We start from the raw sequence: 24,962 nt of genomic DNA on the forward strand, positions 1-24,962 counted from the left end.
TACGGCTACTAGCTTACTGGTTATTGCCCTTAGTTGGCGACAATATTCAGCAGTTTGCCGGGAACAAAGATGACTTTGCGCACGGTTTTGCCGTCGGTGAACTTACTCACGTTTTCGTCGCCCAGCGCCAGTGCTTCAACTTCGTCTTTGCCCGCGTCTGCCGCTACAGTCAGCTTGGCGCGCAGCTTGCCGTTAACCTGTACGATGATCAGCTTGCTGTCTTCCACCATGGCTGCTTCATCGGCCACTGGCCATGGGCTTTGCTCAACGTCGGTGTCGTTACCCAGCGCCGCCCACAGCTGGTTACAGATGTGCGGGGTGATTGGGTTTAGCATCAGCACGATGGCGTTCAATGCTTCACGCACCACGGCGCGGCCTTGATCAATGCTTTGGTCGGCTTTCACCAGCTTGTTCATCAGCTCCATCACCGCGGCAATCGCAGTGTTGAAGGTCTGACGGCGGCCGATGTCATCGCTGACCTTGGCGATGGTCTTGTGCACTTCGCGGCGCAGATCTTTCAGTGCTGGGCTCAAGCTGGCCACATCAAGCGCAGCGGCATCGCCCAGTGCGATATGCTCGGCAGCGAATTTCCATACCCGGCGCAGGAAGCGTAGCGAGCCTTCAACCGCGCTGTCTTGCCATTCCAAGGTTTGCTCGGCAGGGGCGGCGAACATCATAAACAGGCGCACGGTGTCGGCACCGAATTTGTCTACCATCACCTGTGGGTCGATACCGTTGTTCTTCGACTTCGACATCTTGCTCATACCGGCATAGACCAGCTCTTGGCCATCGGCGGTCTTGGCGCTGGTGATGCGGCCTTTCTCATCTTTCTCGCATACCGCGTCCAGTGGCGATACCCATACCTTGCCGCCTTTCTCGTTCTCGTAGTAGAACGCATCGGCCAGCACCATGCCTTGGGTCAGCAGGCGCTTGAACGGCTCGTCAGAATCAACCAGACCGGTGTCTCGCAGCAGCTTGTGGAAGAAGCGTGCGTACAGCAGGTGCAAGATCGCGTGTTCGATACCACCGATGTATTGATCAACCGGCAGCCAGTAGTTGGCTTGCTCTGGGTCGAGCATCATATCGTCGTTGTTTGAGCAGTAACGCGCGTAGTACCAGCTCGACTCCATAAAGGTGTCGAAGGTGTCAGTCTCGTGGAACGCCGCTTCGCCGTTGTAGGTGGTTTTAGCCCACTCAGGATCGGCTTTGATTGGCGAGGTTACGCCATCCATTACCACGTCTTCTGGCAGACGCACTGGCAGTTGATCTTCAGGCACTGCGACCACGTCGCCGTTCTCCAGATTCAGCATTGGGATTGGCGTGCCCCAGTAACGCTGACGGCTTACGCCCCAGTCGCGCAGACGGAAGTTCACTTTCTTCTCGCCTTTGCCTTCGCTCTCCAGCTTGGCAGAGATGGCATCGACTGCCGCTTGGAAGTCTAGCCCGTCGAACTCGCCAGAGTTAAACAGTACGCCTTTCTCGGTGTAGGCTTGCTCGCTGATATCCAGCTCGCCATCGCTTGGCAGGATAACGCCCTTGATCTCAAGGCCGTAAGCGGTGGCAAACTCGTAGTCGCGTTGGTCGTGACCCGGTACTGCCATTACCGCGCCGGAGCCGTAATCCATCAGCACGAAGTTAGCAGCCCAGATAGGCACTTGCTTGCCAGTGATTGGGTGAATGGCGTACAGGCCAGTGGCCACGCCTTTTTTCTCCATGGTCGCCATATCGGCCTCAGCCACCTTGGTGTTCTTACACTCTTCGATGAAGGCGGCCAGCTCAGGGTTGGTCTCGGCAGCTTTCAAAGCCAGCGGGTGCTGGGCGGCGATACCCACGTAGGTAACACCCATTACGGTATCTGGGCGGGTGGTGTAGATGGTGAAGCTCTCATCCGAGTCAGCCAGGCCAAACTGCATCTCGACGCCTTCAGAGCGGCCGATCCAGTTGCGTTGCATGGTTTTCACCTGCTCTGGCCAATCGTCCAGTTGGTCCAGGTCATCCAGCAGCTCTTGGGCGTAGTCGGTGATCTTGATGAACCACTGCGGGATCTCTTTTTGCTCAACCAGCGCACCTGAGCGCCAGCCGCGGCCGTCGATAACCTGCTCGTTAGCCAGTACGGTTTGATCAACCGGGTCCCAGTTCACGGTAGACATCTTCTTGTAGACCAAGCCTTTTTCGTACAGCTTGGTGAAGAACCACTGCTCCCAGCGGTAGTATTCAGGACGACAGGTGGCCAGCTCGCGGCTCCAGTCGTAGCCAAAGCCCAGCTGCTTGAGCTGGCCTTTCATGTATTCGATGTTTTGATAGGTCCAGTTGGCTGGCGCGGTTTTATTGGCAATCGCTGCGTTTTCAGCTGGCAGGCCGAAAGCATCCCAACCCATTGGTTGCAAAACGTTTTTACCCTGCATGCGCTGGTAGCGGCTAACTACATCACCGATGGTGTAGTTGCGCACGTGACCCATGTGGAGACGGCCACTTGGGTAGGGGAACATCGACAGGCAGTAGAACTTCTCTTTTCCAGGCTGCTCGACAACTTTAAACGCTTCGGTGTCTTCCCAGTGCTGTTGCACCTTCGACTCAATCTCTTTCGGGTTATATTGCTCTTGCATGTAGGCTTACTTCCAACCAAGCATCAATTAAAGGGGACTTTGGCGACCACGCGCCACTAAGATCCGCATAGCATACCAGATGGGCCACGGACGACAACTGCGGCGGGCGGATTAGCGGCCGCTTATGGCGCTTAAATTGACCCGAGCCAGCATCTTGACGTTGCCGACAGAATTGAACAGGGAGTTTGCTACAATTTCTATTGTCTCATATGTTATTAATAGTCCCGATAAAACAAGGAACTAGGGAATGCCGACTCTGGCTCGATGGACCGCAATAATGGCGATTATGGTACTCGTCGGGTTCGGCTATGCGCTGCGCTTCTACCAGCAGCACGCCTATGTCTCTAGTTTTCCCCCTTTGCACTCTGACCACCATCATCATGATGAGCATGCCTACGATGACCATGCTGAGCATGACGATGTCCACCACAACGGCACAGATCACTCGGCAGTCATCACCTCTGCACTGGTTAAACCGCTGCATCCGGTGGCTGTAGAAAGCTCGCCCTTGGTGCGCCTAGGCTGGCGCCTGTTCAACGACCCAAAGCTCTCTTCCAATGGCGCGGTGAGCTGCGCCAATTGCCACCATCTGGACTCCCATGGCTCCGATCCGCTGCCGCTATCGGTAGGTGTGGGTGGGCTCGGGGAGCGCAACTCGCTCACCGTATTTAACGTTAGTAACAACCATCGCTTTTTCTGGGATGGCCGCGCCTTGACGCTGCAAGACCAGATGGATGGGCCGGTCCACCACCCCAAGGAGATGGACAGCAGCTGGGCTGAGATAGTTGAGTACCTGTCTAGCTCGCCCGAGATGAAGCAAGCCTTTGCTCAAGCCGACCTCGCCGATATCGATGAGGCCTCAGTGAAGCTGGCCCTAACGCGCTTTATGGAGGCGCTGATTACCCCGCCTTCGGCCTTCGACCGCTACCTGCTGGGCGACGAGCAGGCGCTAACGGTTGCCGCTAAGCAAGGCTGGCAGCACTTCCAGGAGCTTGGCTGTGTGGTCTGCCATCAAGGCGAGAACATCGGCGGCTCGATGCTGCAGCGCTTTGGCTATTACAACGACGATGCCATTGGCTCTGATTTGGGGCGCTTCAACGAGACCGGGCTGGAGAGTGACCGTTTTGTGTTTCGGGTGCCCAGCCTACGCAATGTGGCAAAGACCGCGCCGTATTTTCACGACGGCACCGTCACCGAGCTGGAAGAGGCCATTCGAATTATGGCGCGGGTGCAGCTGGGCATGGAGTTGCAGCCACTGGTGGTGGTTGAGCTGAGCGCCTTTTTGCACGCCCTCAACTCGGAGCGTCCGGCCATTTTGGAGGTGTTAGAAAATGGCGGGTAAGTTCAGCCAGCTCAAGATGCTGTTGATATTGGCTATCAGCCTTTGTCTGCTGGCGATTGGCGCAGCCGACTTAAAACGGCGGCTCGCGATTACCTACCAGAGCGCTAGTGTCGAAATCGGTCATGCCCTACTCAGTGAGCGAGACCGTATCCTAGCGCATCAAATAGAAGCTTCCACTCCGGCCCTTGAGCTTTCCAGCAACCTGGTGGCAATCCAGCTGCGTGCCCGTGAAGCCAAGCAGCACCTGGAGAAGGTCATCAATTCGCGCTTTGGTAGGCTCTTGTTCGATGAACATCAGTGGCATCGTATCAAGCAAACCTACTACGGCGAGACCTACAAGCTGCTGGAGGAGATGGAGAACAATATTCGTCTCAATGTTGCCCGCACTTTTTTAGAGCGGAATATTCATAACCTACTGTTGGTAGACTCAGCCAAACCCGACGGCAAGTTAGCTGATATCCCCATGCTCACCGAGATGTTGCAACACACTGCGGGCAATCAAGGTGATGATTCCGCGCAAACGCTGCAGCGCTATGTCGGGTTGTATCAGCAGCTGAAGCAATCCCAAAGTGACAGCAATCAAATCTTGCTCAGCGAAAACCTGGTTCGCTTGATAGATGAAAACGAGCACTTCTGGTTCGATATAGTGGCGAGTTCCTCCAACGATGTGGACTTAGCCCTAGCGCTAACTTTATTAATGCTGTTCATCTACCTGCTGGTCGACAACCGCGAGCGGCTGCTGCTGATTAGCGGCACCCTGGGCAAACTAGAGCAGCGCACTAAAGAGGCCGATGCTGCTAACGAGGCCAAGTCGCTGTTCTTGGCCTCGATGAGTCATGAACTGCGCACCCCGCTCAATGGCGTGCTGGGTATCGCTCAGGTGATGGCCTCCGGCGAGTGCAGTGCTAAGCAGCAGCGCGAGTATCTGGATGTGATCCTGGAGTCGGGCAACCATCTTATGGCTATCCTCAACGACATCCTCGACTTCTCGAAAGTGGAGCAAAATCGTCTCGAGTTAGAACAGGTGCCGTTTACCCTTAAGGCGCTGCTATCGCCCATCCACAGCACCTTTAGCTCGCTGGCTGAAGAGAAGCATTTGACCCTGCAGTTCAACGTGGATGTAGATGAGCAGTATTGCTACCTCGGCGATGCGGCGCGGCTGCGCCAAGTGGTCTACAACCTGCTGAGCAACGCCATCAAGTTTACTGAACGGGGCGAAGTGCTGTTTACGGTATCGTCTGGGGTAATGGTTGGGAATAAGCGCACGTTGAACTTTGTGATTAAAGACAGCGGCATTGGCATCCCAAGCGACCGACTGGATTCTATCTTCGACCCCTTCGTACAGGCTGAAGGCTCCACTACCCGCCGCTTTGGTGGCACCGGGCTGGGGCTAGCGATTGTGCGCCGCCTGATAGTGATGATGAACGGCGAGATAAGCGTGACCAGTGAGCCGGGCGTAGGCAGTGAGTTCCACTTCTCGGTGGCACTACCCGAACTGCCCAAAGAGCAACTGCAGCAGCGCAGTTTAGATGTGCAGGTGCTGCCGCAAGGGCTGTCGATACTGGTGGTAGAAGATAATCGGGTAAATGCCATGGTGATGACCAAGTTCTGCCAGCGTCTCGGCCATCGCTGCTCGGTGGTCGAGAACGGCCGCTTGGCGCTGGAGATACTGGCAGAGCGGCCCTTTGACTTGATCATCATGGACAACCATATGCCGGAGATGAATGGCGTCGATGCCACACGCGCGATTCGCCAGCAACTGGGCTTGGACATCCTCATTTTCGCGTGTACCGCCGATGTGTTTGAGCAAGCCCGCGATGAGTTTATTGAGGCCGGCGCCAACCATATCCTGACCAAACCGCTGCAAGAAACGGCCTTTAGTGAGGCGCTGGCGCTATTTAGCGACCGGCTGCCCAGCAATGAAGACTTGCCGGTCTTGGCGGACAGCGATGAGCAACCTGAGGCAGAGAGTCTCAGCAAAGATGATATCGCAGCGCTTGATAGCTTCGCTGATGAGGATGCGTTCTTTAGTAATGGGGACTTAGTTGATAGCGACGCCCAGGTAGACAACAACGTGCTGCTAGACAGTGAAACGCAGCAAAGCGCACCAAACGATGACAGCGAGCCGCTTCCCGAGGACCAGCTTACCTGGCAGGTGCTCATGGACATCGCCGATCAAGAGGCCGATATCGCGCTTGAGCTGGCTGAGGCGATTGTTATCAGCTTCGACGAGTATCTAGGCCAACTAGAGCCTGCATTCGAGCAGCGCGATTGGGAGCTGCTACATCGCATCGCCCACTCGATTAAAGGCAGCGCTGGTAACTTCGCCCTCGACTACCTCAGCCACTGCGCCAGTGAGGTGGTGGATGCAGCGATTGGCGAGGCCTTGACTGAGCCGCAGTTGCAGGCCTTTATCGCCTTAGTGGAGGAGAATCGGCAGGTTGCTCAGGGGCTAATCGACCAGCATCGCTAGTGATACCAATCTACATAAGTAACTGATCATTCTTGCTGGTTAAAATCATTGATGACAGCGTCAACCCTCTTGTAATTAGTCCACTAGTTACGGCAAGCGCCTCCTTGTCCTCAATGATTTTCTCTGCGCAATATCTGAATCATTAACTTATCCAGATTGGTATAACTTGTTGGACAGCGCACAGCACAATACTCGGCTGGCAGCTATTCTTGAGAAGGTAAGGCGCAGTCAGGAGGAAGCGATGCCCAAACGGATTAAAGCCTATCAAGCGTTTGTTGAGGACCTGTCTAAGCGTCTGCAGCAAGCCGGTAAGATCAGCCAAGAAGAGTTATCTCACCTTATCGACACCACCCAAAAGTACATGCAGGCGGCCAGCGATCTGACCAAGGACGAGTGGCAGATGATCGCCAACTATGTGCGGCGTGACCTCAGTGATTGGCAAGACGACAACCGCCGCGCCTTTGAAGGCTCACCGGGAATGCGGCTACTTAGCGACAGCATCTGGCACTGGCTGGCCAAGATGAGCGATACCACTCGGGTGGAGTGGCACGAGCTACTCGGCGATTTACAGCATCAAGGGGTCTACCAGCAAGGCGAGCTGGTGGGGCTGGGCACGGTGGAGTGCACCGAGTGCGGGACCAAACGGGCTGTGTGGCACCCAGAGTTACTGGCTGCCTGCAGCAACTGCGGCGGTACCCAGTTCTATCGTCTGCCACCTTCAGCCGAGCCGATGCAGGAGTAATTGTAGGAATAGCAGAAAACGATGAGTGACAGTCAACGAGCGGGCTTGCCCGCTCGTTGTCGTTTTAGCGAAACAGGCGAGTTTGCTTTCGCCCGCCTAACAGCAAACTGGAGGCGGCGAGCGCCATCAGTAGCCACAGCGGCCAACGACCGAATTGCTGGTAGGGCGTGCTACCGGTGGCAGGCGTTAGGCTAGCTGAGCCACTTACCTGAGTGTAAGGCTCCAGCAGCATGTCAATTTCACCCCATTTGTTAATGATTACGCTCATGCCGGTGTTGGTGGCGCGGGCAATCGGCCGCCCGAACTCCACCGCGCGCATCTGGGCAATCTCCAGATGCTGCCATGGGCCGATGGAGGTGCCAAACCAGCCATCGTTACTGACGGTGATAATCGCATCGGTCTGCTCGCTAAACTGACCGCGCAGCAGCTCACCAAAGGCGATCTCGTAGCAGATGGCAGCCAGCCAGGCGTGGCCGTTAACCTGCAGGTTGGGCTGGGTTGCGCTGCCACGGTCAAACGATGACATCGGCAGGTTGAAGAAGGGTGCCAGCGGTCTGAGCAAATCCTCAAAGGGAACAAACTCGCCAATCGGCAGCAGGTGATTCTTGTAGTAGCGATTGGGGCTTTCAAACACATAGCCACGTGGGTCGTCATCGTTGAAGCGACCAAGTGTGATCAAGGCGTTGTAGTACTCATCGCTTTGCAGGTCGTGGCTGATAACGCCAGTAATCAGCGCCTGCTGATTGGCCAGCAGCTCCTCATTGAGCGGATGGAGGAAGTCCAGCACCTCGTACTCCAATGCAGCAATCGCCGACTCCGGCCAGATGATCACATCGGCCTCGGGGAAGGCGAAGGTGGCCTGCTGGTAGAGATTGAGAGTTGGCCAGCGGTACTCCGGTAGCCACTTGATGTTTAAGTCGATATTGCCCTGCACCAAGGCCACCTCAATGGCTTCTTGGTCTTCGGTCCAATCAATGCCTTTGAGCTGGTGGCCACCGAGCAGAGTGGCGGCAATCACCAGCGCTGCCAGCAGCCGCTTAGCGTTGCTGCCAACCGCCAGCAGCACAAGGCTATTGGCCAGCAGCATCACCAGCCAGGTAACCAAAAATACCCCGCCGATCGCCGCTACGCCTGAGAGGGGCGAGTCGATTTGACTGTAGCCAAACTGCAGCCACGGGAAGCCCGTGAGTACCCACGAGCGCAGCCATTCTGCGAACAACCAACAGCCGGGCAACCAAACCAATAAGAACAGCGTCTTACGCGGTCCACGCCAGCGCGCTGCCAGCCAGCAGGCCAGCGCCGGATAGAGCGACAGGTAGGCCGCCAATAGCGCCATTAGTGCCAAGCTGGCAATCAGCGGCATACCGCCAAACTGCGCCATCGACACATGCACCCAGTTGATGCCATAGCCAAACCAACCGAGGCCGTAACAAAAGCCCAGCAAGAAGGGGCGCTGAGAGCGAAGCATCAGCGCCGACAGTCCAGCAAAGGAGAGCAGCATCAACGGCCAGTAGCCATAGGGGGCAAAGGCAAAGGGCGCCATCAACCCCAGCAATAGCGCCAGAAGCAAAGGCGCCATGGGCTTACGCGGCTTACGGCCGAACATGCTAGCAGACATAGGGTGGGTTATTCCTGAACGTGCAGACCCGGAATATTTGCCTCGTCAACGGTTACCTGCAGCTGCAGCAAACGTCGCCGACTGGCAGACCGAACCTTGAATTGAAATGAATCGATGGTGATGGTTTCACCAGCATCGGGCAGATGGCCAAAGGCCAAGGTGACCAACCCGCCTACGGTGTCGACTTCTTCGTCGCTGAGTTCACAGCCGAAGTAGTCGTTGAAGTCGTCGATCTCGGTGAGGGCGTTCACCGCAAAGGTCTTCTCGGTGATCTTGCGGATATCTTCCTGCAAGCTGCTCTCTTTGGCGAACTCGTCTTCGATATCGCCAACGATCAGCTCCAGAATATCCTCAATGGTCACCAGCCCCGATACCCCGCCAAACTCGTCTACCACAATCGCCATGTGGTAGCGCTCGGAGCGAAACTCTTTGAGTAGCTTGTCGATGCGCTTGCTTTCTGGCACCACCACCGCCGGGCGCAATATCTCGCTCAGTGGCTTGGTGGCATCATCTTGATTAAAGGCGTAGGGCAGCAGGTCTTTGGCCAGCAAGACCCCTTCGATATGGTCTTTGTCCTCGTTGATCACTGGGAAGCGTGAGTGACGGGCTTGGATAAGTAAAGGGACGGTTTCTTCGATGGTTTGATTGACATCGACGGTGACCATTTGCGAGCGCGGGATCATGATGTCGCGCACTCGCTGGTTAGAGACGTCTAATACGCCTTCAATCATCTCTTTGGTGTTGTGATCGATAAGGGAGCGCTCGTTGGCTTCCTGGATCACTTCGACTAGCTCTTCTTTGGATTGCGGCTCGCCTTGTACTAGCTGCATCAGTCTACTGATCCAGCCTTTTTTAGCCGAGCCGTTGCTCGAGTGGGGGTTGTCGTCGCTCATTGTCTTTTAGTTAAGTTAATTATAAGGATCCGCTATGCCAAGCTTGGCCAGCAACGCGATTTCCATGCTTTCCATCTGCTCTGCCTGCTGATCATCGATATGATCATAACCTAGCAGATGTAAGGCGCCATGCACAAGCATATGCGACCAATGGTCTAGGGCGGTTTTTCCCTGCTGTTCTGCTTCCCTTTCAACCACTTGACGACAAATCACTAGGTCGCCAATCAGCGGCAGTTCAATGCCCGGAGGCCCTTCAAAGGGAAAGCTCAACACATTGGTGGGCTTGTCCTTGTCGCGGTACTGATGATTGAGCGACTGGCTTTCAGCCTCGTCTACAATCCGCACCGTTAGCTCAGCCTCGGGCTTGAGCTCGCTCAATGCGGTGTCCAGTACCTGTTGCAGAACGTCCTGCGCGGGTAGCCCCTCGCTGGACTCACAAGCAATCTGTAGATCAAGTTCTACCATTGTTACAGTTCTACCTTCGTTTCAGTGCCATCATCGCGTTAGCTGCTTTTGGCAGCGTTGTCGCCAGCGGCAGCTTCGCGACTCGCATCACGGGCGGCCTTGCGCTGGGCTTCCTCGGCGCGGTCTTTCTCATCCTGTACTTCGTAAGCTTGCACGATGGCTGCTACAACAGGATGACGCACCACGTCGGCGGCCTGGAAAAAGTTAAAACTTAGCGCTTCGACCTCAGAGAGTACTTCGATGGCATGGCGCAGGCCCGACTTTTGATGACGGGGCAGGTCAATCTGGGTGATATCACCGGTGATCACTGCGCGCGAGTTAAAGCCAATACGGGTCAGGAACATCTTCATCTGCTCCACCGTGGTGTTCTGGCTCTCATCGAGGATGATGTAGGCATCGTTTAGGGTACGGCCACGCATATAGGCCAGCGGCGCTACCTCAATCACGTTACGCTCGATTAAGCGCTCCACCTTCTCAAAGCCGAGCATCTCGAACAGCGCATCGTAGAGCGGGCGCAGATAAGGGTCGACCTTCTGGCTGAGATCACCGGGCAAGAAACCAAGCTTTTCACCGGCTTCCACCGCTGGGCGGGTGAGCAAAATGCGGCGCACTTCTTGGCGCTCCAGCGCATCGACCGCTGCGGCAACGGCCAGATAAGTCTTACCGGTACCGGCCGGGCCAATACCAAAGGTCACATCGTGGCCCAGCATATTGGCGATGTAGCTGGCTTGGTTCGGCGTGCGCGGCTTGATAACACCACGCTTGGTGCGAATGTTGACCTCTTTGCCGTAAACCGGCTGGTCTTCGGCGTCCTGCTCCAGCGCGTTGCTCTCCTGGATTGCCAAGTGCACCTGCTCGGGCTCCAGGTCAGGGATGCTGCCGCCTTTAACCGGCGCGGTTTCCACGTACAGGCTGCGCAGGATCTTGCTTACCGCCAGACACAGGGCGTGACGGCCGGTGATCTGAAAGTAGTTATCGCGGTGGGTGATCTCGACGCCCATACGGCGTTCAAGTTGCTTCAGGTTGTCGTCGAAGGGGCCACATAGGCTGGCCAAACGTTGGCTTGAGGCAGGCTCAAGATAGATTTCAATAGAGGTGATTTTTTGACTCAAAGTAATGTGGGGCTGGCAGGGCCAGCCCGGCTCCTTATTCAGTTAGGGTGAACTAGGGGGTAAAGGTCGCCACTCCCAGTTCGTTCGCTTGTCCGTCGGTATTATCTAAAATGGTATTCGGTGCTACTGCAACACGCAATCCCATCTCGGCTTCTTCGCGCACCACTTCGCCGCGTAGCGAGTTCGGGAATACCTCAACAACCTTCACGTCAACAAACTTGCCGACCATATCGGGGCGACCCATAAAGTTCACCACGCGGTTGTTCTCGGTACGGCCACGCATCTCCATCGGGTCCTTCTTGGATGGGCCTTCCACCAAGATACGCTGTTCGGTATCGAGCATGCGGCGGCTCACCTGCATGGCTTGTTGGTTGATGCGCTCTTGCAGTACGTACAGACGCTGCTTTTTAGCCTCTTCGCTCACATCATCCGGCAAGTCGGCCGCCGGGGTGCCGGGGCGGGCACTGTAGATAAAGCTGAAGCTCATATCGAAGTTAACCTGCTCGATAAGCTTCATGGTATCGAGGAAGTCCTCTTCGGTCTCGCCCGGGTAGCCAACGATAAAGTCAGAGCTGATCTCGATATCTGGGCGGGCTTTTTTCAGCTTGCGGATAATCGATTTGTACTCGATGGCAGTGTGGCCGCGCTTCATCATGTTCAGCACCCGGTCGCTGCCGCTTTGTACCGGAAGGTGCAGGAAGCTCACCAGCTCAGGGGTGTCTTCGTACACTGCAACGATGTCGTCGGTGAACTCAATCGGGTGGCTGGTGGTGAAGCGAATGCGATCGATGCCGTTGATGCTGGCCACATAGCGCAACAGCTCCGAGAAGCGGCAGATCTCGCCATCGTGGGTCTCGCCACGGTAGGCGTTTACGTTCTGACCCAGCAGGTTCACTTCGCGTACGCCTTGCTCGGCCAAGGTGGCAATCTCGTAGAGTACATCGTCGAGCGGGCGGCTGATCTCTTCACCACGGGTGTAAGGCACCACACAGAAGGTACAGTACTTGTTACAGCCTTCCATAATCGATACGAAGGCGGTAGCGCCTTCGGCACGTGGGTCGGGTAGGCGGTCGAATTTTTCGATCTCTGGGAAGCTCACATCCACCACGGCTTTCTCGCCGCTTTGCACCTGCTTGATCATCTCTGGCAGGCGATGCAGGGTTTGCGGGCCGAATACGATATCAACGTATGGCGCACGCTGGCGGATCGCATCACCTTCTTGCGAGGCTACACAGCCGCCGACGCCAATCACCAGGCCTGGTTTTTTCTGCTTGAGGGTCTTCCAGCGCCCCAGCTGGTGAAACACCTTCTCTTGCGCTTTTTCGCGGATCGAGCAGGTATTCAATAGCAGCACATCGGCCTCATCGGCATTCTCGGTTTCTTGGTAGCCGTGGGTTGCATCTAGCAGGTCTGCCATCTTCGATGAGTCGTACTCATTCATCTGACAGCCCCAGGTTTTAATATGCAGTTTGTTCGCCATGTAGGTCTCGTGTGCTTACTTCAAGTTTCAAAAGGTGGCGTATTTTATCGGTTTTGCCTGTCGCTTACCAGATGGCGCATGACGCTTTTTTCACCGCCGCTGTAAGGGCACGCGAATCACAGCCAAGGCCTTGTGGCATCGCCTCTCGACACGCTTTGGTTTACACTGCCCACAGGAACAATAACCGGCTGAATTTCATGGATAACTTAGAGCAAGCCCAAGGCCTTGATAGCACCCACTTTGACGTAGCCATAGTAGGTGGCGGTATGGTGGGCGCAGCCGCGGCATTAGGGCTTGCCAAGCAGGGCAAGCGGGGAGTGATGTTCGAAACCCACCACCCCAAGGCCTTTGCCCCCGAGCAAGCCATCGACCTGCGAGTCAGTGCCTTGAGTATGGCCAGCGTGTCGCTGCTACGCGAGCTGGGCGGCTGGCAATATATCGAAGCGATGCGCCTGTGCCCCTATCGCGAGTTACACACCTGGGAGCAGCCCGACAACAAGCTACGCTTTAGCGCCGAGCAGCTTGGTCTGCCAGAGCTGGGCTTTATGCTGGAGAACCGCGTGGTTCAGCTCGGTCTGTGGCAGGCCTGCGAACAAGCCGGTGTTACCGTGGCGGTGGGCGATGCGCCTCAGTTAGTGGCGAATAACGTGTTGGAGAATAAAGACGAGCAGGTCGAACTGCGCTGGCAACAACAGAGTATTACGGCTGAGCTACTGGTAGTGGCCGATGGCGGCGAGTCCAAGATGCGCGAGGCCTTGGGCATCGGCATCTCGGCCTGGGACTATCGCCAGCGCTGCTTTGCCATCAATATCCAGCTCGACGCCGAGCAGCAAGACATTACCTGGCAGCAGTTCACCCCTAGCGGACCACGCGCCTTGTTGCCGCTGGCCGAGCAGCACGCGGCACTGATTTGGTACGACAGCGCCGCAACCACCAAGCGCCTGCAGGCACTCAGCGATGCCCAGCTCAAACAAGCGATTATCGATAACTTCCCGCCCTTGCCCGGGGATTTCACGATTATCGCACGCGCCGCCTTCCCGCTGCGTCGCCGGCATGCCCTGAGCTATCACAAAGGTCGCGCGGTGGTAATCGGCGATGCCGCCCATACCATTAATCCCCTAGCCGGGCAGGGCGTGAATCTGGGCTATCGGGATGTGGCAACGCTGCTGACTATTCTGGCGGCGCAAGACAGCCTGCGCGACCCAAGCGCCGCGCTTAAGGCCTTCCAAGCCAAACGCATGCCCGACAACTTGCTGATGCAAGGTGCCATGGATGCCTTCTATCTGGGCTTTTCTAACGATATTGCACCGCTGAAGATGCTACGCGGATTAGGGCTAAAAGCGGCCCAGAACAGCGGTAAGCTGAAAGACTGGGCCCTGCGCTATGCCTTGGGAATGCCTCGCAGTAACTAGCTTTACGCCTGAGAGTGCAGGCCGATACAGTTACCATCGGGATCGGTGGCAATACTGATGAATCCGTACTCGCTAATGCTCATTTTGGGATTAATCACTTTGCCCCCAGCACCGTTAACGCGAGCTTCCTCTACCGCACAGTCCTCACAACTAAAGTACACCATGGTCGAGTTGCCTCCCGGCTCGACCCCGCGCATCTTGCAAATCGCACCAGCAGCACCGGCCCCGTCCTCTTGCCACGGAAAGGCCCACATTTCTGGTTTGCCATCGGAGCCATCGCTAAGTTGCATCAGCTCCACGGCAAACACCGTTTGATAGAAGGCTCTCGCCTTATCTAAGTCATCTACATAAATCTCAAACCACGCGACTGGATTATTCATTGATCTTCCTTGAAAAGTGACAGAGCCTGTCCAGCATAGCTCCTTCAGGCGACGCATCAATAACACCCGCAAAAGGCAAAATTGCATGCTGTTAAGTAAAACAGACACTTGCCTTGAGCCAAGCCGGGCGAAGATAATGAGCCCATCAACAGCAGCAAATAGAAGTAGCAATGACAAGGATGTGGAAGGCGCTGATGCTCGGGCTTACGTTAAGCGCCGCACTGATCGCATGTACCAGCAACGATGTCCATCAACTGGCCAAGGTGGTTACCGCAGGCGACCCTTCCGCCGCCGCCGAGGGTTGGGCCAAGGGCAAAGCCACGGAATATGCCACCAATCCCGGCAAGCTAGAAACCGACCTAAAGGGCATTGCCGAGCTGATTAGCAAGTTGCGCCAAGCGGTGGACAAAACTTGGGAGGAAGACGCCAAGTACCCCAGCACCAAGGTGTTTGTGAAGTACTGGGACAACTATCGCAGCCGCGCCGAGATTAACTTTGAAGAGGGCTGGGTACGGGTCGAAACCCTCGCTGGCGAAAGCGAAATCGCCAAGCTGGAAGAGGCGATTGTCACCACCTTGCTCACCCCCGACGACCCGGCCAAGGTCGATATCTTCTCCGACAAGCCCCTCGGCCCCAGCCAAGGCGAGCCATTTCTCTACCAACAAGTGGTGGATGATCAAGGCGAGCCGATCCGCTGGGAGTGGCGTGCCAAGCGCTATGCCAGCTATTTAAGCGAGCATCGTCTTGAACGAAAGACAGTGGGTAAATTCCCGCTCTTGGCGGTGCAATTCCCACTAGTCAGCCAGCATGAGCAACTGCGTGAGTATCGCTATCAATCGCTGATTGAGAAGTACGCCAAGCACTACGACGTACCCGAGAGTTTGATCTACGCGGTAATGAAAACCGAGAGCAGCTTTAACCCCTATGCAGTCAGCCACGCTGGCGCCTTTGGCCTGATGCAGGTGGTGCCAAGCACCGCCGGGCGAGATGTGTTTGACAAGGTGAAAGGGAAACATGGCCAGCCAACCCAGCAGTACCTGTTTGTTGCCGAGAACAATATCGATGTCGGCACCGCCTACCTGCACTTGCTGGAGACCCGCTATCTGAAGGCGATTGATAATCCCACCTCGCGGCATTACTCGGTGATCTCGGCCTACAACGGTGGGGCGGGGAATGTGTTTAAGACCTTTCACTCGAATCGCGATAGGGCGCCGGAGGCGATTAATGGGATGAGTCCGGCTTCGGTGTATCAGAAGTTGACGACCCAGCATCCGGCTGCTGAATCGCGGCGGTATTTGCAGAAGGTGGATTCGGCTGAACAGGCTTTTCGGAGGGGGGAGGGCTAGCGGGTGTTGCCTGCTAGCCACTTGGTATCAATAGCTTTGCATTGGTGTCGAGGATTAGGTGTTAGTTGGGCCTTGAGTGAGTAACCCATGCCGTGGGGTTTGCTTGCTTGCGCTGCTCATCGCTAATATGAACTCCAATCTCGTTAATCCTTCGGTGCGAATCCAGCCATACTATAGAGTTCTCACCTGAAGCTACTCGAAAGGCGTCTTCGTGTATTTCATAGGAGTTTGCGTCTGACCAGTAAAAGAGTGTGTTATCGCTCGTGCGCACTGCGACGGAGTTGGCCATACAGTATATATCTTTTGGATTTTTGAAGCGTGGGTCAGCATAAATCATATCGGGTATTACACCTCCTTGATCGGAAGCACCAATGACAAGCAACCTCCCCTTGTCTGTTATAGATACAAAGGCGCCCAGAGTCTCGCAGCGATATTTAAGTTTTTCTTCCCAGGTTAACTGGATTTCACCGGTTCTACCGTCGCCAGTCCAGTAAACCATGTGATTATTGTTTTTCAGCGTGACTAAGAAACCGTCCATACCAACGGTCTCTACTTTGGACACATTACCCTCTAAGATGTCAGTTATTTCTGCTGGAATAGTACCGCCTTTGTTGGGATTACCCCATGCAATAACGTTGCGTTCTGCGTTTAGTGCGACCATCGCATTACCATTGCTTACAATGGTGTGAATGTGCGACTCCGCCAACTCCCCCTGAACGGAAGAGCTGTCTCCACCGCTTAGTGTGTCCCCCCAAGTTACTACTGCTCTTTCGGGGGCGTGATCTCCATGCGTTGGTGATATGACTGCTGCGTAAGACGAGCCTCGAGGATGTGAGTAAACACTTGATATTTTCGCTTGAACCTCCAAAACGAAACTGTCTGTGGGAAGCTTCCCCCACGATACAAGCTTTGAGGTATTAGCTGTATCTCCGTAGGTAATCGTTGCAGCGAAACCAGTTTTAGATGCAAAAACTCGTGTGCCGGAAGCGCGCCCGGTAACGATATTATTAATCTCAAATTCTTCGTAGGGTATCGAGAAGTCGCCCCATGTATGCACTGTAGGGCCGTTGTCGATATCAGGCCTGATTGCTTGTGCGTAACCATAGGTGTTGCCGACTACATTTCCCATATCGACAGAGCTTATGTTGTAGTGTCTTCTTAAGTGGTTTACATAATCCGTATTGAGTTGCTCGTTCCAGTTGAGCAAAATGGTCGAGCTTGGGGCAGAGCTATAACTCCTACCTGCAAGCGTGTAGAAGCCATTTTGGGTTGGAACGTGCCATGAAGTGATCTCATGCGTTGGTGTTATTGGTGGCAAGATCCCTCCTGCTTCTGGATCTCCCCAAGCATGGAAGGGTTTTTCTAAATAAACGACACTTCGGCCATTCGATAGAAGCTTGCTATTGATCGGGAGAGTAGATGTAATGGTTTTTAGAACCTCGGGCACTTCAGTTATTGAACCTGTGCCTAAACCGGACACTCCTTCTCTATGTCGTGGTAAGCCCGATCTTTCTAGTTTGTGAGAGAAGTAGTTATCATTCCATGAGTTGTTGTGATCGAGGGAAAACTCTTCTGAATACAAATATGTTGCTTTGTTCTTTGTTAGCGTAAATACTCGCGAGTCTTCATAGCTGCTGTTGTGTACTCGAACGATAAGCAAGATGTCGTCTTGATCTTCACCCAGTTGATAGTAGTCGCTACTACTTAGAATCATATGGTCTCGATGCCAGGTGTAGTCAACCATTGCCCCTTCGCAGCCATCACACTCGACTTCAGCGAGCAGTGTTTCATTGGGTAACCAGTTTCCGCTTACTTTGATACCCGTGATCTCTGGCTGGGGAACTGAAGTCCTTCCTTCGGTGTTACAACCCATTAGGATAAGTGATGGTAATAGAAGTAGTAGTCTCATTGATTAAGGCGCAAATCAGCTAGTTGAATTTTGCGCGATTTTCAGGGTAACACTCCGTCAAGTCAAGGTTATGTGGCTGATTGCGCTATAAAGGCGTCTTTACATGGTTGGTTGTTTTGATTATTTCAGCCTCAGCATATTATTCGATGGCTCGCTATGTTCGATGTAAACACCACCCGTATGGTTAGAGAGCCCCAAACTTTGGAGCGTGACCGAGGGGAGTATTATCTTCGCGGTGAAGCCAGCGGCCTGTGCAATAGGTTAGTCTTGTTCTTTGCCTCCTTGTCGCTTAGGCAATGGAAAGAGAAAGTAGGTGCGTACGCGACGGTGCCGTCAGGGCGAAACACGAACGTTCAACAAATAGAAAAGAAAACCCCAAACGCCAATCCAACAGCAACAAGATCAAAAACCAGCCGTCAGGCTTCCCCCCAACCCTATTGAGTCTCCTCCAAGCAAAACGCTTGATAACTAACAACCGCATCGCTATGCAGGCCATTAATATGCTGATAGTAAGGAAGTTTGGCGCTGTGGCTCTCTTTGAAATATTTGATGTCGGCGCTTAGCTGCTGATAAGCGATACTTTCCGGCTAGACTTGCGCCAGCTCAGCCTGACCTTGGGTAATTCGGGTTTGCAGCTCATCTATCTCAAGTTCCAGCATCTGGCGCTCATTGACTAGGTCGGTTACCGTTGTGCGCGCTTCGTGGCAGGTGGTATCTGCGAATGCGTTAAATGCTAGCGCTAGCAGAGCTGCGCTAGGCAGGCACCGCAGGGAGGTAGGGTGTTTAAACATCGGCTTCTCCTGACTTGGCCACATGGGCGTAAACCTGAGCATTGGATGGGTCACAGCAACCGACTTCGCTTGCTGGTGTGTTCGCGAAGTCGCCTGCGGGTTACAAGGGCTATCTTTCTGCTTTCGCCAGAGCGACACCCAAGCTGACAAACAAACTCGCAAACACCTTATTCTGCATCGCCACAAACCGTGGCTTACTCAACAGCGGTCGAATCACGGTTGCCAACAGGGCATATACCACCATCACCAAACAATCGATCACCACCACGGTGCTACCCAAAATCAGATATTGGTTGGTCGCTGCAGCAGTGGGGTCGATAAACTGTGGCAGGAAGGCGGCCAAGAATACGATGGATTTAGGGTTGCTGAGGTTGATTAACAGGCTCTGGCGCATGATGGGCAGCAAGGCGTGCTGGCCGTTGTCGGTGTCGGTTTGCGCGGCGGGGGCTTTGCTAAACCACTGGGTGATACCCAGATAGATTAAGTAAGCGGCGCCGCAGTATTTCACCACGGTAAAGGCGGTGGCGGATTGCGCGAGTAGGGCTCCAAGGCCAAGGCTGACAATCAGTAGGTGCACCACCAAGGCAAGCTGTAGGCCAACGATATTCACCAGGGCTACCTTCATTCCGCGATTCAGGGCATTGCTAACGGTGGCTACCATGCCTGCGCCGGGGGCGAAGCTGAAGATGATGCAAGCGGCGACAAAGGTGAGCCAGATTTGAAGTTCCATGGTGTTGTCCTAGGTGAAAAGCAAAGGCAACAAATAACATGTCAGTAGGCGGGCTGTAAATGCTGGTGGCTGTGACGGCTGTCGCTTATGTCGCAGCTGATGCTGATAGGCAGATGCAAGCCAAACAGTGGATCGCCGAAAAGCAAAAAGCCCGACAATCTTGCGATTATCGGGCTTTTCTAAGGTGGCAGGGGTAGCTGGATTTGAACCAACGAATGGCGGCATCAAAAGCCGCTGCCTTACCGCTTGGCGATACCCCTACAGCGTAACCTGTGTTTAGTGAGTCAGATTAAACTCAATCTTCAAGAGAAGATGGTGCGGGAGGAGAGACTTGAACTCTCACACCTTGCGATACTAGAACCTAAATCTAGCGCGTCTACCAATTCCGCCACTCCCGCAAAGGTAGTTTTAATTCTCTCATAACAAGAGAATGGTGGCTATGGCGGGACTTGAACCTGCGACCCCAGCATTATGAGTGCTGTGCTCTAACCAGCTGAGCTACATAGCCATCTTGCATTGCTCTTGCGCGTTGACCCCGACATTAAGGGTGCTGTGCTCTAACCGGCTGAGCTACATAGCCATTTAGCCGAAGCTAAATAAAAGTGGCAGGGGTAGCTGGATTTGAACCAACGAATGGCGGCATCAAAAGCCGCTGCCTTACCGCTTGGCGATACCCCTACAGCGTCGACCTGTTATTTTATGAGTGAGTCACACTCATGCAAGTGTTTTTACAATCACAGTAAGAATGGTGCGGGAGGAGAGACTTGAACTCTCACACCTTGCGATACTAGAACCTAAATCTAGCGCGTCTACCAATTCCGCCACTCCCGCGACTTACTGAGCACTTCGCTTAGGGTTTACACCTTAAGAGAAGATGGTGGCTATGGCGGGACTTGAACCTGCGACCCCAGCATTATGAGTGCTGTGCTCTAACCAGCTGAGCTACATAGCCATCTTGCATTGCTCTTGCAATACTCTTACAAGGCAATCAATGCTCTCGTAAGAAGCAGCCCCTGTTCCGTTGCTGCGGCGCGTATTATGCTTATCCGCCCCTAGAGCGTCAACCGTTTTTTTGCCAAAAAAGTGCAAATTGGTTTGTTTGCTTAAAGCCTGTACAAACTGCTGTGACCTTAACCAAAGATTGGCCAAAAACTCGCTAACTCCCCCAGATTTTTCTATTGCAGCGGATGCGCTAGCCTACTGTTTTTATTGTAATACCAATCTGGATAAGTAAGTGGTCAGGTATTGCGCAGGAAAAAACATTGAGGACGAGGAAGTGCTTGCCGTAACTAGTGGACTAATTACAAAAGCGCTGACGCAGTCATCAATGATTTTAACCAGCAAGAGTGATCAGTTACTTATGTGGATTGGTATAATTACCTTGGCCGAGGGCGTTGTCGCTGCAAATTTATCGCCTTTATCAAAGCGGGTTTGCTTACGCGTTGAGCAATGCCTTAGCTATGTGGCTAAAAAGCGTGCTTAGCGAGGCTTGGCGTTTAGCCGCTAAAGCCGTAATTGCGCCAGGGCTGAGTGGTGATTCGGCTGCCTAGCGCAGCGGTACCTCTATATAGGCGCAGCGAGTTCTCTATAAATGCGCCGCGATTTCTCTATATAAGTGGCAGTTGGCCACGCCAAATACAAAAAACCGGTGCAAGCACCGGTTTTCTCTCAAGGTTTAGCGATTAAACGTTAAACAAGAAGTGGATAACGTCGCCGTCAGAGACCACGTAGCCTTTACCTTCCTGGCGCCACTTACCGTTTTCTTTGGCGCCCGACTCACCGTTGAACTCGATGTAGTCGTCGTAGCCAATCACTTCGGCGCGAATAAAGCCGCGTTCGAAGTCGGTGTGGATCTTACCGGCCGCTTGTGGGGCTGTTGCACCTACCGGAATGGTCCAGGCGCGTACTTCTTTTACGCCCGCTGTGAAGTAGGTTTGTAGAGTAAGCAGCTCGTAACCGGCGCGAATCACCCGGTTAAGGCCAGGCTCTTCCAGCCCCATCTCTTCCATAAACTCGGCTTTTTCGTCGGCGTCGAGTTCGGCGATCTCGCCTTCAATCTCGGCACATACCGCCACAACCACCGCATTCTCGTTGGCAGCAATCTCTTTTACTGTCTCGAGGTAGGGGTTGTTGTCGAAGCCATCGTCATTCACGTTGGCGATGTACATGGTTGGCTTGAGGGTCAGGAAGTTCATGTAGCCGATGGCGGCCAGCTCTTCTTTGCTCAGCTCCAGGCTGCGGATCATCTCACCTTCTTCCAAGTGAGCCAGGATCTTTTGTAGAACCGGTTGCTCGAACTTGGCGTCTTTATCACCGCCTTTGGCTTTTTTGCCTACGCGGATGATGGCTTTTTCACAGGTTTCCATGTCAGCCAGTGCCAGCTCGGTGTTGATCACCTCGATGTCGGCGGCCGGGTCAACCTGACCGGCAACGTGAACGATGTTGTCGTTCTCGAAGCAGCGCACTACATGGCCGATGGCGTCGGTCTCACGGATGTTCGCCAGGAACTTGTTACCCAGACCTTCACCTTTAGAGGCGCCCGCAACCAAACCGGCAATGTCGACGAACTCCATGGTGGTTGGCAGTACGCGTTGCGGGTTTACGATGGCGGCCAGCGCGTCGAGGCGTGGATCTGGCACAGGTACTACGCCGGTATTTGGCTCAATAGTACAAAAAGGGAAGTTTGCTGCTTCAATACCCGCTTGGGTCAGTGCATTAAATAGGGTGGATTTACCTACGTTAGGCAAACCAACGATGCCACATTTGAATCCCATAATCTTACCTGTAGTCGGGCCAAGCGCTGCTTGGCTTAGGCTTTAAACGTATGCAGGCGATTCATCGCCTTGCTCAAACCGTCAGTTAGCAGAATATCGATGCTGCGAACCGCTTCGTCAACGGCGGCGTCGATCAATTCTTGCTCATTTTTAGGTGCTTTGCCCAGAACGAAGCCGGAGACCCGGTCTTTGTGCCCTGGATGACCGATGCCAATGCGGCAGCGGTAGAAATTCTTGTTGTTCCCCAGCTTGGAAATGGTATCGCGCAGGCCGTTGTGACCACCGTGTCCGCCGCCTTGTTTAAAACGGGCGACACCGGGAGGAAGGTCCAACTCATCGTGGGCCAGCATGATCTGCTCAGGCTCAATGCGGTAGAAACGTGCAAGACTGGCAACGGCTTTGCCGCTTAGATTCATGTACGTTGTGGGGATAAGCAGGCGCATTTCCTGACCGTTCGCTTGAATGCGGGCGGTCTTACCGAAGTGTTTCGGATCAGCTTTCAGAGGGGTGTGGTGATTAGCGGCTAGCTGTTCGACTAACCAAGCACCGGCATTATGACGGGTTTTTTCATATTCGGGGCCTGGATTACCCAGGCCCACGAGTAAGCGAATGTCAGCCACTGTGATTATTCAGCAGCTTCTTCGCCTTCAGCTTCGCCTTCAGCATCGTCAGCACCACCTTTAGCTGCAGTGATAGACACTACTGCTTGGTCGTGAGATTCGCCTTTAGCAAGCTCTACTGAAGTAACGCCAGCAGGCAGGGTCAGATCTGACAAGTGCAGAGTTTGGCCCAGCTCAACTTTAGCTACGTCAACTTCAACGAACTCTGGAAGATCTTTTGGCAGACAGCTTACTTCAATTTCTGAAGCCAAGTGGTGTACCTTACCGCCTTGCTCTTTAACAGCAGGAGCAGTGTCTTCGTTTACGAAGTGTAGAGGTACGTTCTTGTGGATCTCGTGAGAGTTATCTACACGCTGAAAGTCAATGTGTTGTACTTTTGGCTTGAACGCGTGACGCTGCATGTCTTTTACAAGAACTTGCTCTTCGTTACCGTCGATAACCAAAGTGATGATGCTTGAGTAGAAAGCTTCAACTTCTTGCGCCTTGATCACTTCGTTGTGAGCTAGGGTGATAGAAACTGGCTCTTTGTCAGCACCGTATACAATTGCAGGAACTTTTTCTGCGTGACGTAGGCGGCGGCTCGCACCTTTCCCTAGGTCGGTACGCAGTTCAGCGTTTAGTTTGATAGTAGACATGGTAATCTCCAAAAAATGAATGTCCCCGCAACTTGCGACCAGATGCGGGTTTGGAACCATTTAACACCAGTGAAATAATCCACTTGGTCGAAAAAGGCGCGGCATTCTACCATTGCTGGCCGTCGTTGCCAAACGAAATGGTGGAATAAACAGCGCCTCTTTTAGGCGCTGGCAAGATAGCATCTTCAAGCGCGTATTCAAGCCTTTACTGACCACCCTGCAACAGGGCGCGGTCCGCGATGAAAGTCTGCCTCTAGCGGAGCGCGCTCACAGTTTTCGGCTCAACCCGCCCGATCGGAACTCCTCGTATTCAACACCAATGAGTGCAACAGCGCACTGTTAACCTTTTGTTAACATGTTGGTTTTTTGCTTTTAGCCAAGATCCCCTTGCAAAACACAAGGCTGATTCCAGCCGTTCCTAGTACTTTGGTCTAGTATCCAGAACGCCTCTTTTCAGACATTTATTGTCTATTATTCAGCGACATGCAGGCCCTCCATCGGGCCAGGGAACAGGGGTAAGCCCCGCAATTAGCACGCTTTTTTGGAGGCGAGTATGAAAGCAATAAAGGCAGTTAGTCTATCTGTGGCATTGGCCGTATCGATGTCGGTGAGCGCCGATGACAAGGCCGGTTGGCCATCGAGCTTTACTGTTGGCACGGCGTCGCAGGGGGGCACCTACTTTGGCTATGGCACCGCGTGGGCCAACATTGTGGCCGAAGCGACTGGGGTTACTGGCGGAGCGGAAGTCACCGGCGGTCCAATGCAGAATATGGCGCTGGTACACACCGGTGATAACGCCTTTGGCATGACCACCTTGGGCCCTGCACGCGAGTCGATGGATGGCACTAACCCGATTGCACCGGGCCTACAGATGACTGGTGCCTGTGCCATGTTCCCGATGTATCAAACGCCGTTTTCGGTCACAGCACTCAAATCCTCCGGCATTGCTTCTATCTCCGATATCCCAGCAGGCGCCAAGATCGGTTTTGGCCCGGCGGGCTCGACCTCCGATACCTACTTCCCACGGATGATGGCAGAAGCGCTAGGGGTGGACTTTGAGCGTCGTAATGGCGGTTGGTCTGATTTAGGCGGCCAGCTACAAGACGGCCTGCTGGATGTGATTGCCTTCGCTGCTGGGGTGCCGGTGCCTGCAGTGAGCCAGCTTGAGGTGCAAACCGACATCAACATCATTGAGTTTACTGAAGAAGAGCAGGCGAAAATCCTGGCTGCCTTCCCGGTATCTAAGTTTGATATCGACGCGAGCATCTACTCAACCCTGGATGCGCCAGCGCGTTCGGTATCCATGTGGAACTTCGCCATTGCCAACTGCGACTTGCCTGAATCCTTTGTTTACGAAGCGGTAAAAGCGGTAATGGGCGATAACGAGCGGATGGTGAAAGCCCATAAAGCGGCCCGCAGCACGCTGATTGAGAACTGGGATAAGAACAACTTTATGCCTTGGCACCCAGGTGCCGCTCGCTGGTTTAACGAGAACGGCGCGAGCATTCCCAGCGATCTGATCCATCAGTAAACGGTATTGCAGGTAATCACACAGCGATCTTACCGACAGGGTAGATCGCTGTGTGCGTTTATAAGCGGCTGGACCGGCAAACGCTGCATTAGTAAACACGGTA

The 24,962-nt window shown here is 54.1% G+C and carries 19 protein-coding genes and 6 tRNA genes; 6 read left to right on the forward strand and 19 right to left on the reverse strand.

The features are described from left to right. Positions 1 to 29: 29 nt before the first annotated feature. Positions 30 to 2,606, reverse strand: coding sequence for a leucine--tRNA ligase (gene leuS, locus G461_RS0120935; RefSeq protein WP_026973309.1), 2,577 nt, complete (start codon positions 2,604 to 2,606; stop codon positions 30 to 32). A 247-nt stretch (positions 2,607 to 2,853) separates the two neighbouring features. Between leuS and G461_RS25085 the strand changes: the two genes are divergently transcribed. The 3 genes from G461_RS25085 (at position 2,854) to G461_RS0120950 (ending at position 7,163) form a co-directional block, all read left to right on the forward strand. After that, positions 2,854 to 3,948, forward strand: a complete 1,095-nt coding sequence (locus tag G461_RS25085) for a cytochrome-c peroxidase (protein WP_084429432.1) — start codon at positions 2,854 to 2,856, stop codon at positions 3,946 to 3,948. After that, positions 3,938 to 6,421 carry a hybrid sensor histidine kinase/response regulator gene (locus G461_RS25090; protein WP_051333741.1) on the forward strand — a complete coding sequence of 828 codons (2,484 nt, stop codon included), beginning with the start codon at positions 3,938 to 3,940 and terminating at the stop codon, positions 6,419 to 6,421. Before G461_RS25085 ends, G461_RS25090 begins: the two co-directional genes overlap by 11 nt. Before the next feature lie 241 nt (positions 6,422 to 6,662). After that, positions 6,663 to 7,163, forward strand: a complete 501-nt coding sequence (locus tag G461_RS0120950) for a zinc ribbon-containing protein (RefSeq protein WP_026973310.1) — start codon at positions 6,663 to 6,665, stop codon at positions 7,161 to 7,163. Between the two features lie 64 nt (positions 7,164 to 7,227). On the opposite strand, the gene lnt is transcribed toward G461_RS0120950, so the two are convergent. From lnt to miaB, 5 genes are read right to left on the reverse strand one after another with little or no spacing between them, the layout of a single operon-like run. Beyond that, the gene (gene lnt, locus G461_RS25095) at positions 7,228 to 8,781 is read right to left on the reverse strand and encodes an apolipoprotein N-acyltransferase (RefSeq protein WP_051333742.1); all 1,554 of its coding nucleotides are present in this window, start codon (positions 8,779 to 8,781) and stop codon (positions 7,228 to 7,230) included. An 8-nt stretch (positions 8,782 to 8,789) separates the two neighbouring features. Then, positions 8,790 to 9,674: a CNNM family magnesium/cobalt transport protein CorC gene (gene corC / locus G461_RS0120960; protein WP_026973311.1), complete on the reverse strand. Its 885-nt coding sequence runs from the start codon at positions 9,672 to 9,674 to the stop codon at positions 8,790 to 8,792. Between the two features lie 15 nt (positions 9,675 to 9,689). Further along, positions 9,690 to 10,139, reverse strand: coding sequence for an rRNA maturation RNase YbeY (gene ybeY / locus G461_RS0120965; RefSeq protein WP_026973312.1), 450 nt, complete (start codon positions 10,137 to 10,139; stop codon positions 9,690 to 9,692). 38 nt (positions 10,140 to 10,177) lie between these two features. Then, positions 10,178 to 11,251 carry a PhoH family protein gene (locus G461_RS0120970; protein WP_026973313.1) on the reverse strand — a complete coding sequence of 358 codons (1,074 nt, stop codon included), beginning with the start codon at positions 11,249 to 11,251 and terminating at the stop codon, positions 10,178 to 10,180. Positions 11,252 to 11,303: 52 nt separating this feature from the next. Then, a complete protein-coding gene (gene miaB / locus G461_RS0120975; protein WP_026973314.1) occupies positions 11,304 to 12,731 on the reverse strand; it encodes a tRNA (N6-isopentenyl adenosine(37)-C2)-methylthiotransferase MiaB in 1,428 nt (475 codons plus the stop codon). A 197-nt stretch (positions 12,732 to 12,928) separates the two neighbouring features. On the opposite strand from miaB, the gene G461_RS0120980 reads away from it, so the two are divergent. Continuing rightward, entirely contained in the window at positions 12,929 to 14,143 is a 1,215-nt protein-coding gene (locus tag G461_RS0120980) for an FAD-dependent monooxygenase (RefSeq protein ID WP_051333743.1), read from the forward strand. A gap of 2 nt (positions 14,144 to 14,145) precedes the next feature. Here G461_RS0120980 and G461_RS0120985 read toward each other — a convergent pair whose 3' ends face one another. After that, entirely contained in the window at positions 14,146 to 14,523 is a 378-nt protein-coding gene (locus tag G461_RS0120985; protein WP_026973316.1) for a VOC family protein, read from the reverse strand. A gap of 170 nt (positions 14,524 to 14,693) precedes the next feature. Between G461_RS0120985 and mltC the strand changes: the two genes are divergently transcribed. Further along, entirely contained in the window at positions 14,694 to 15,869 is a 1,176-nt protein-coding gene (gene mltC / locus G461_RS25100; RefSeq protein ID WP_084429434.1) for a membrane-bound lytic murein transglycosylase MltC, read from the forward strand. 61 nt (positions 15,870 to 15,930) lie between these two features. Here the strand turns inward: mltC and G461_RS0120995 are convergent, their stop codons facing one another. From G461_RS0120995 to G461_RS0121060, 12 genes are all read right to left on the reverse strand, one after another. Continuing rightward, positions 15,931 to 17,613 (reverse strand): hypothetical protein, encoded by a 1,683-nt coding sequence (locus G461_RS0120995; protein ID WP_157360387.1) that lies wholly within the window; start codon positions 17,611 to 17,613, stop codon positions 15,931 to 15,933. A gap of 752 nt (positions 17,614 to 18,365) precedes the next feature. Then, the gene (locus G461_RS0121005) at positions 18,366 to 18,569 is read right to left on the reverse strand and encodes a hypothetical protein (protein ID WP_026973318.1); all 204 of its coding nucleotides are present in this window, start codon (positions 18,567 to 18,569) and stop codon (positions 18,366 to 18,368) included. A gap of 109 nt (positions 18,570 to 18,678) precedes the next feature. Next, entirely contained in the window at positions 18,679 to 19,299 is a 621-nt protein-coding gene (gene rhtB / locus G461_RS0121010; protein WP_026973319.1) for a homoserine/homoserine lactone efflux protein, read from the reverse strand. Positions 19,300 to 19,484: 185 nt separating this feature from the next. Then, positions 19,485 to 19,559 (reverse strand) — tRNA-Gln (locus G461_RS0121020). Positions 19,560 to 19,612: 53 nt separating this feature from the next. Beyond that, positions 19,613 to 19,697, reverse strand: a tRNA-Leu gene (locus tag G461_RS0121025). A 33-nt stretch (positions 19,698 to 19,730) separates the two neighbouring features. Continuing rightward, positions 19,731 to 19,807: transfer RNA gene (locus G461_RS0121030), tRNA-Met, on the reverse strand. 95 nt (positions 19,808 to 19,902) lie between these two features. Continuing rightward, positions 19,903 to 19,977 (reverse strand) — tRNA-Gln (locus G461_RS0121035). 68 nt (positions 19,978 to 20,045) lie between these two features. Beyond that, positions 20,046 to 20,130, reverse strand: a tRNA-Leu gene (locus G461_RS0121040). A 44-nt stretch (positions 20,131 to 20,174) separates the two neighbouring features. Continuing rightward, positions 20,175 to 20,251: transfer RNA gene (locus G461_RS0121045), tRNA-Met, on the reverse strand. 730 nt (positions 20,252 to 20,981) lie between these two features. Further along, positions 20,982 to 22,073: a redox-regulated ATPase YchF gene (gene ychF, locus G461_RS0121050; protein WP_026973320.1), complete on the reverse strand. Its 1,092-nt coding sequence runs from the start codon at positions 22,071 to 22,073 to the stop codon at positions 20,982 to 20,984. 35 nt (positions 22,074 to 22,108) lie between these two features. Then, a complete protein-coding gene (gene pth / locus G461_RS0121055) occupies positions 22,109 to 22,693 on the reverse strand; it encodes an aminoacyl-tRNA hydrolase (protein WP_026960673.1) in 585 nt (194 codons plus the stop codon). 5 nt (positions 22,694 to 22,698) lie between these two features. Continuing rightward, positions 22,699 to 23,334, reverse strand: coding sequence for a 50S ribosomal protein L25/general stress protein Ctc (locus G461_RS0121060; protein WP_425393854.1), 636 nt, complete (start codon positions 23,332 to 23,334; stop codon positions 22,699 to 22,701). A 547-nt stretch (positions 23,335 to 23,881) separates the two neighbouring features. On the opposite strand from G461_RS0121060, the gene G461_RS0121065 reads away from it, so the two are divergent. Continuing rightward, the gene (locus tag G461_RS0121065) at positions 23,882 to 24,859 is read left to right on the forward strand and encodes a TAXI family TRAP transporter solute-binding subunit (RefSeq protein ID WP_026973322.1); all 978 of its coding nucleotides are present in this window, start codon (positions 23,882 to 23,884) and stop codon (positions 24,857 to 24,859) included. Positions 24,860 to 24,962: the final 103 nt, after the last annotated feature.

The sequence above is a fragment of the Aliagarivorans marinus DSM 23064 genome, assembly GCF_000429485.1.
Lineage (GTDB): Bacteria > Pseudomonadota > Gammaproteobacteria > Enterobacterales > Celerinatantimonadaceae > Aliagarivorans > Aliagarivorans marinus.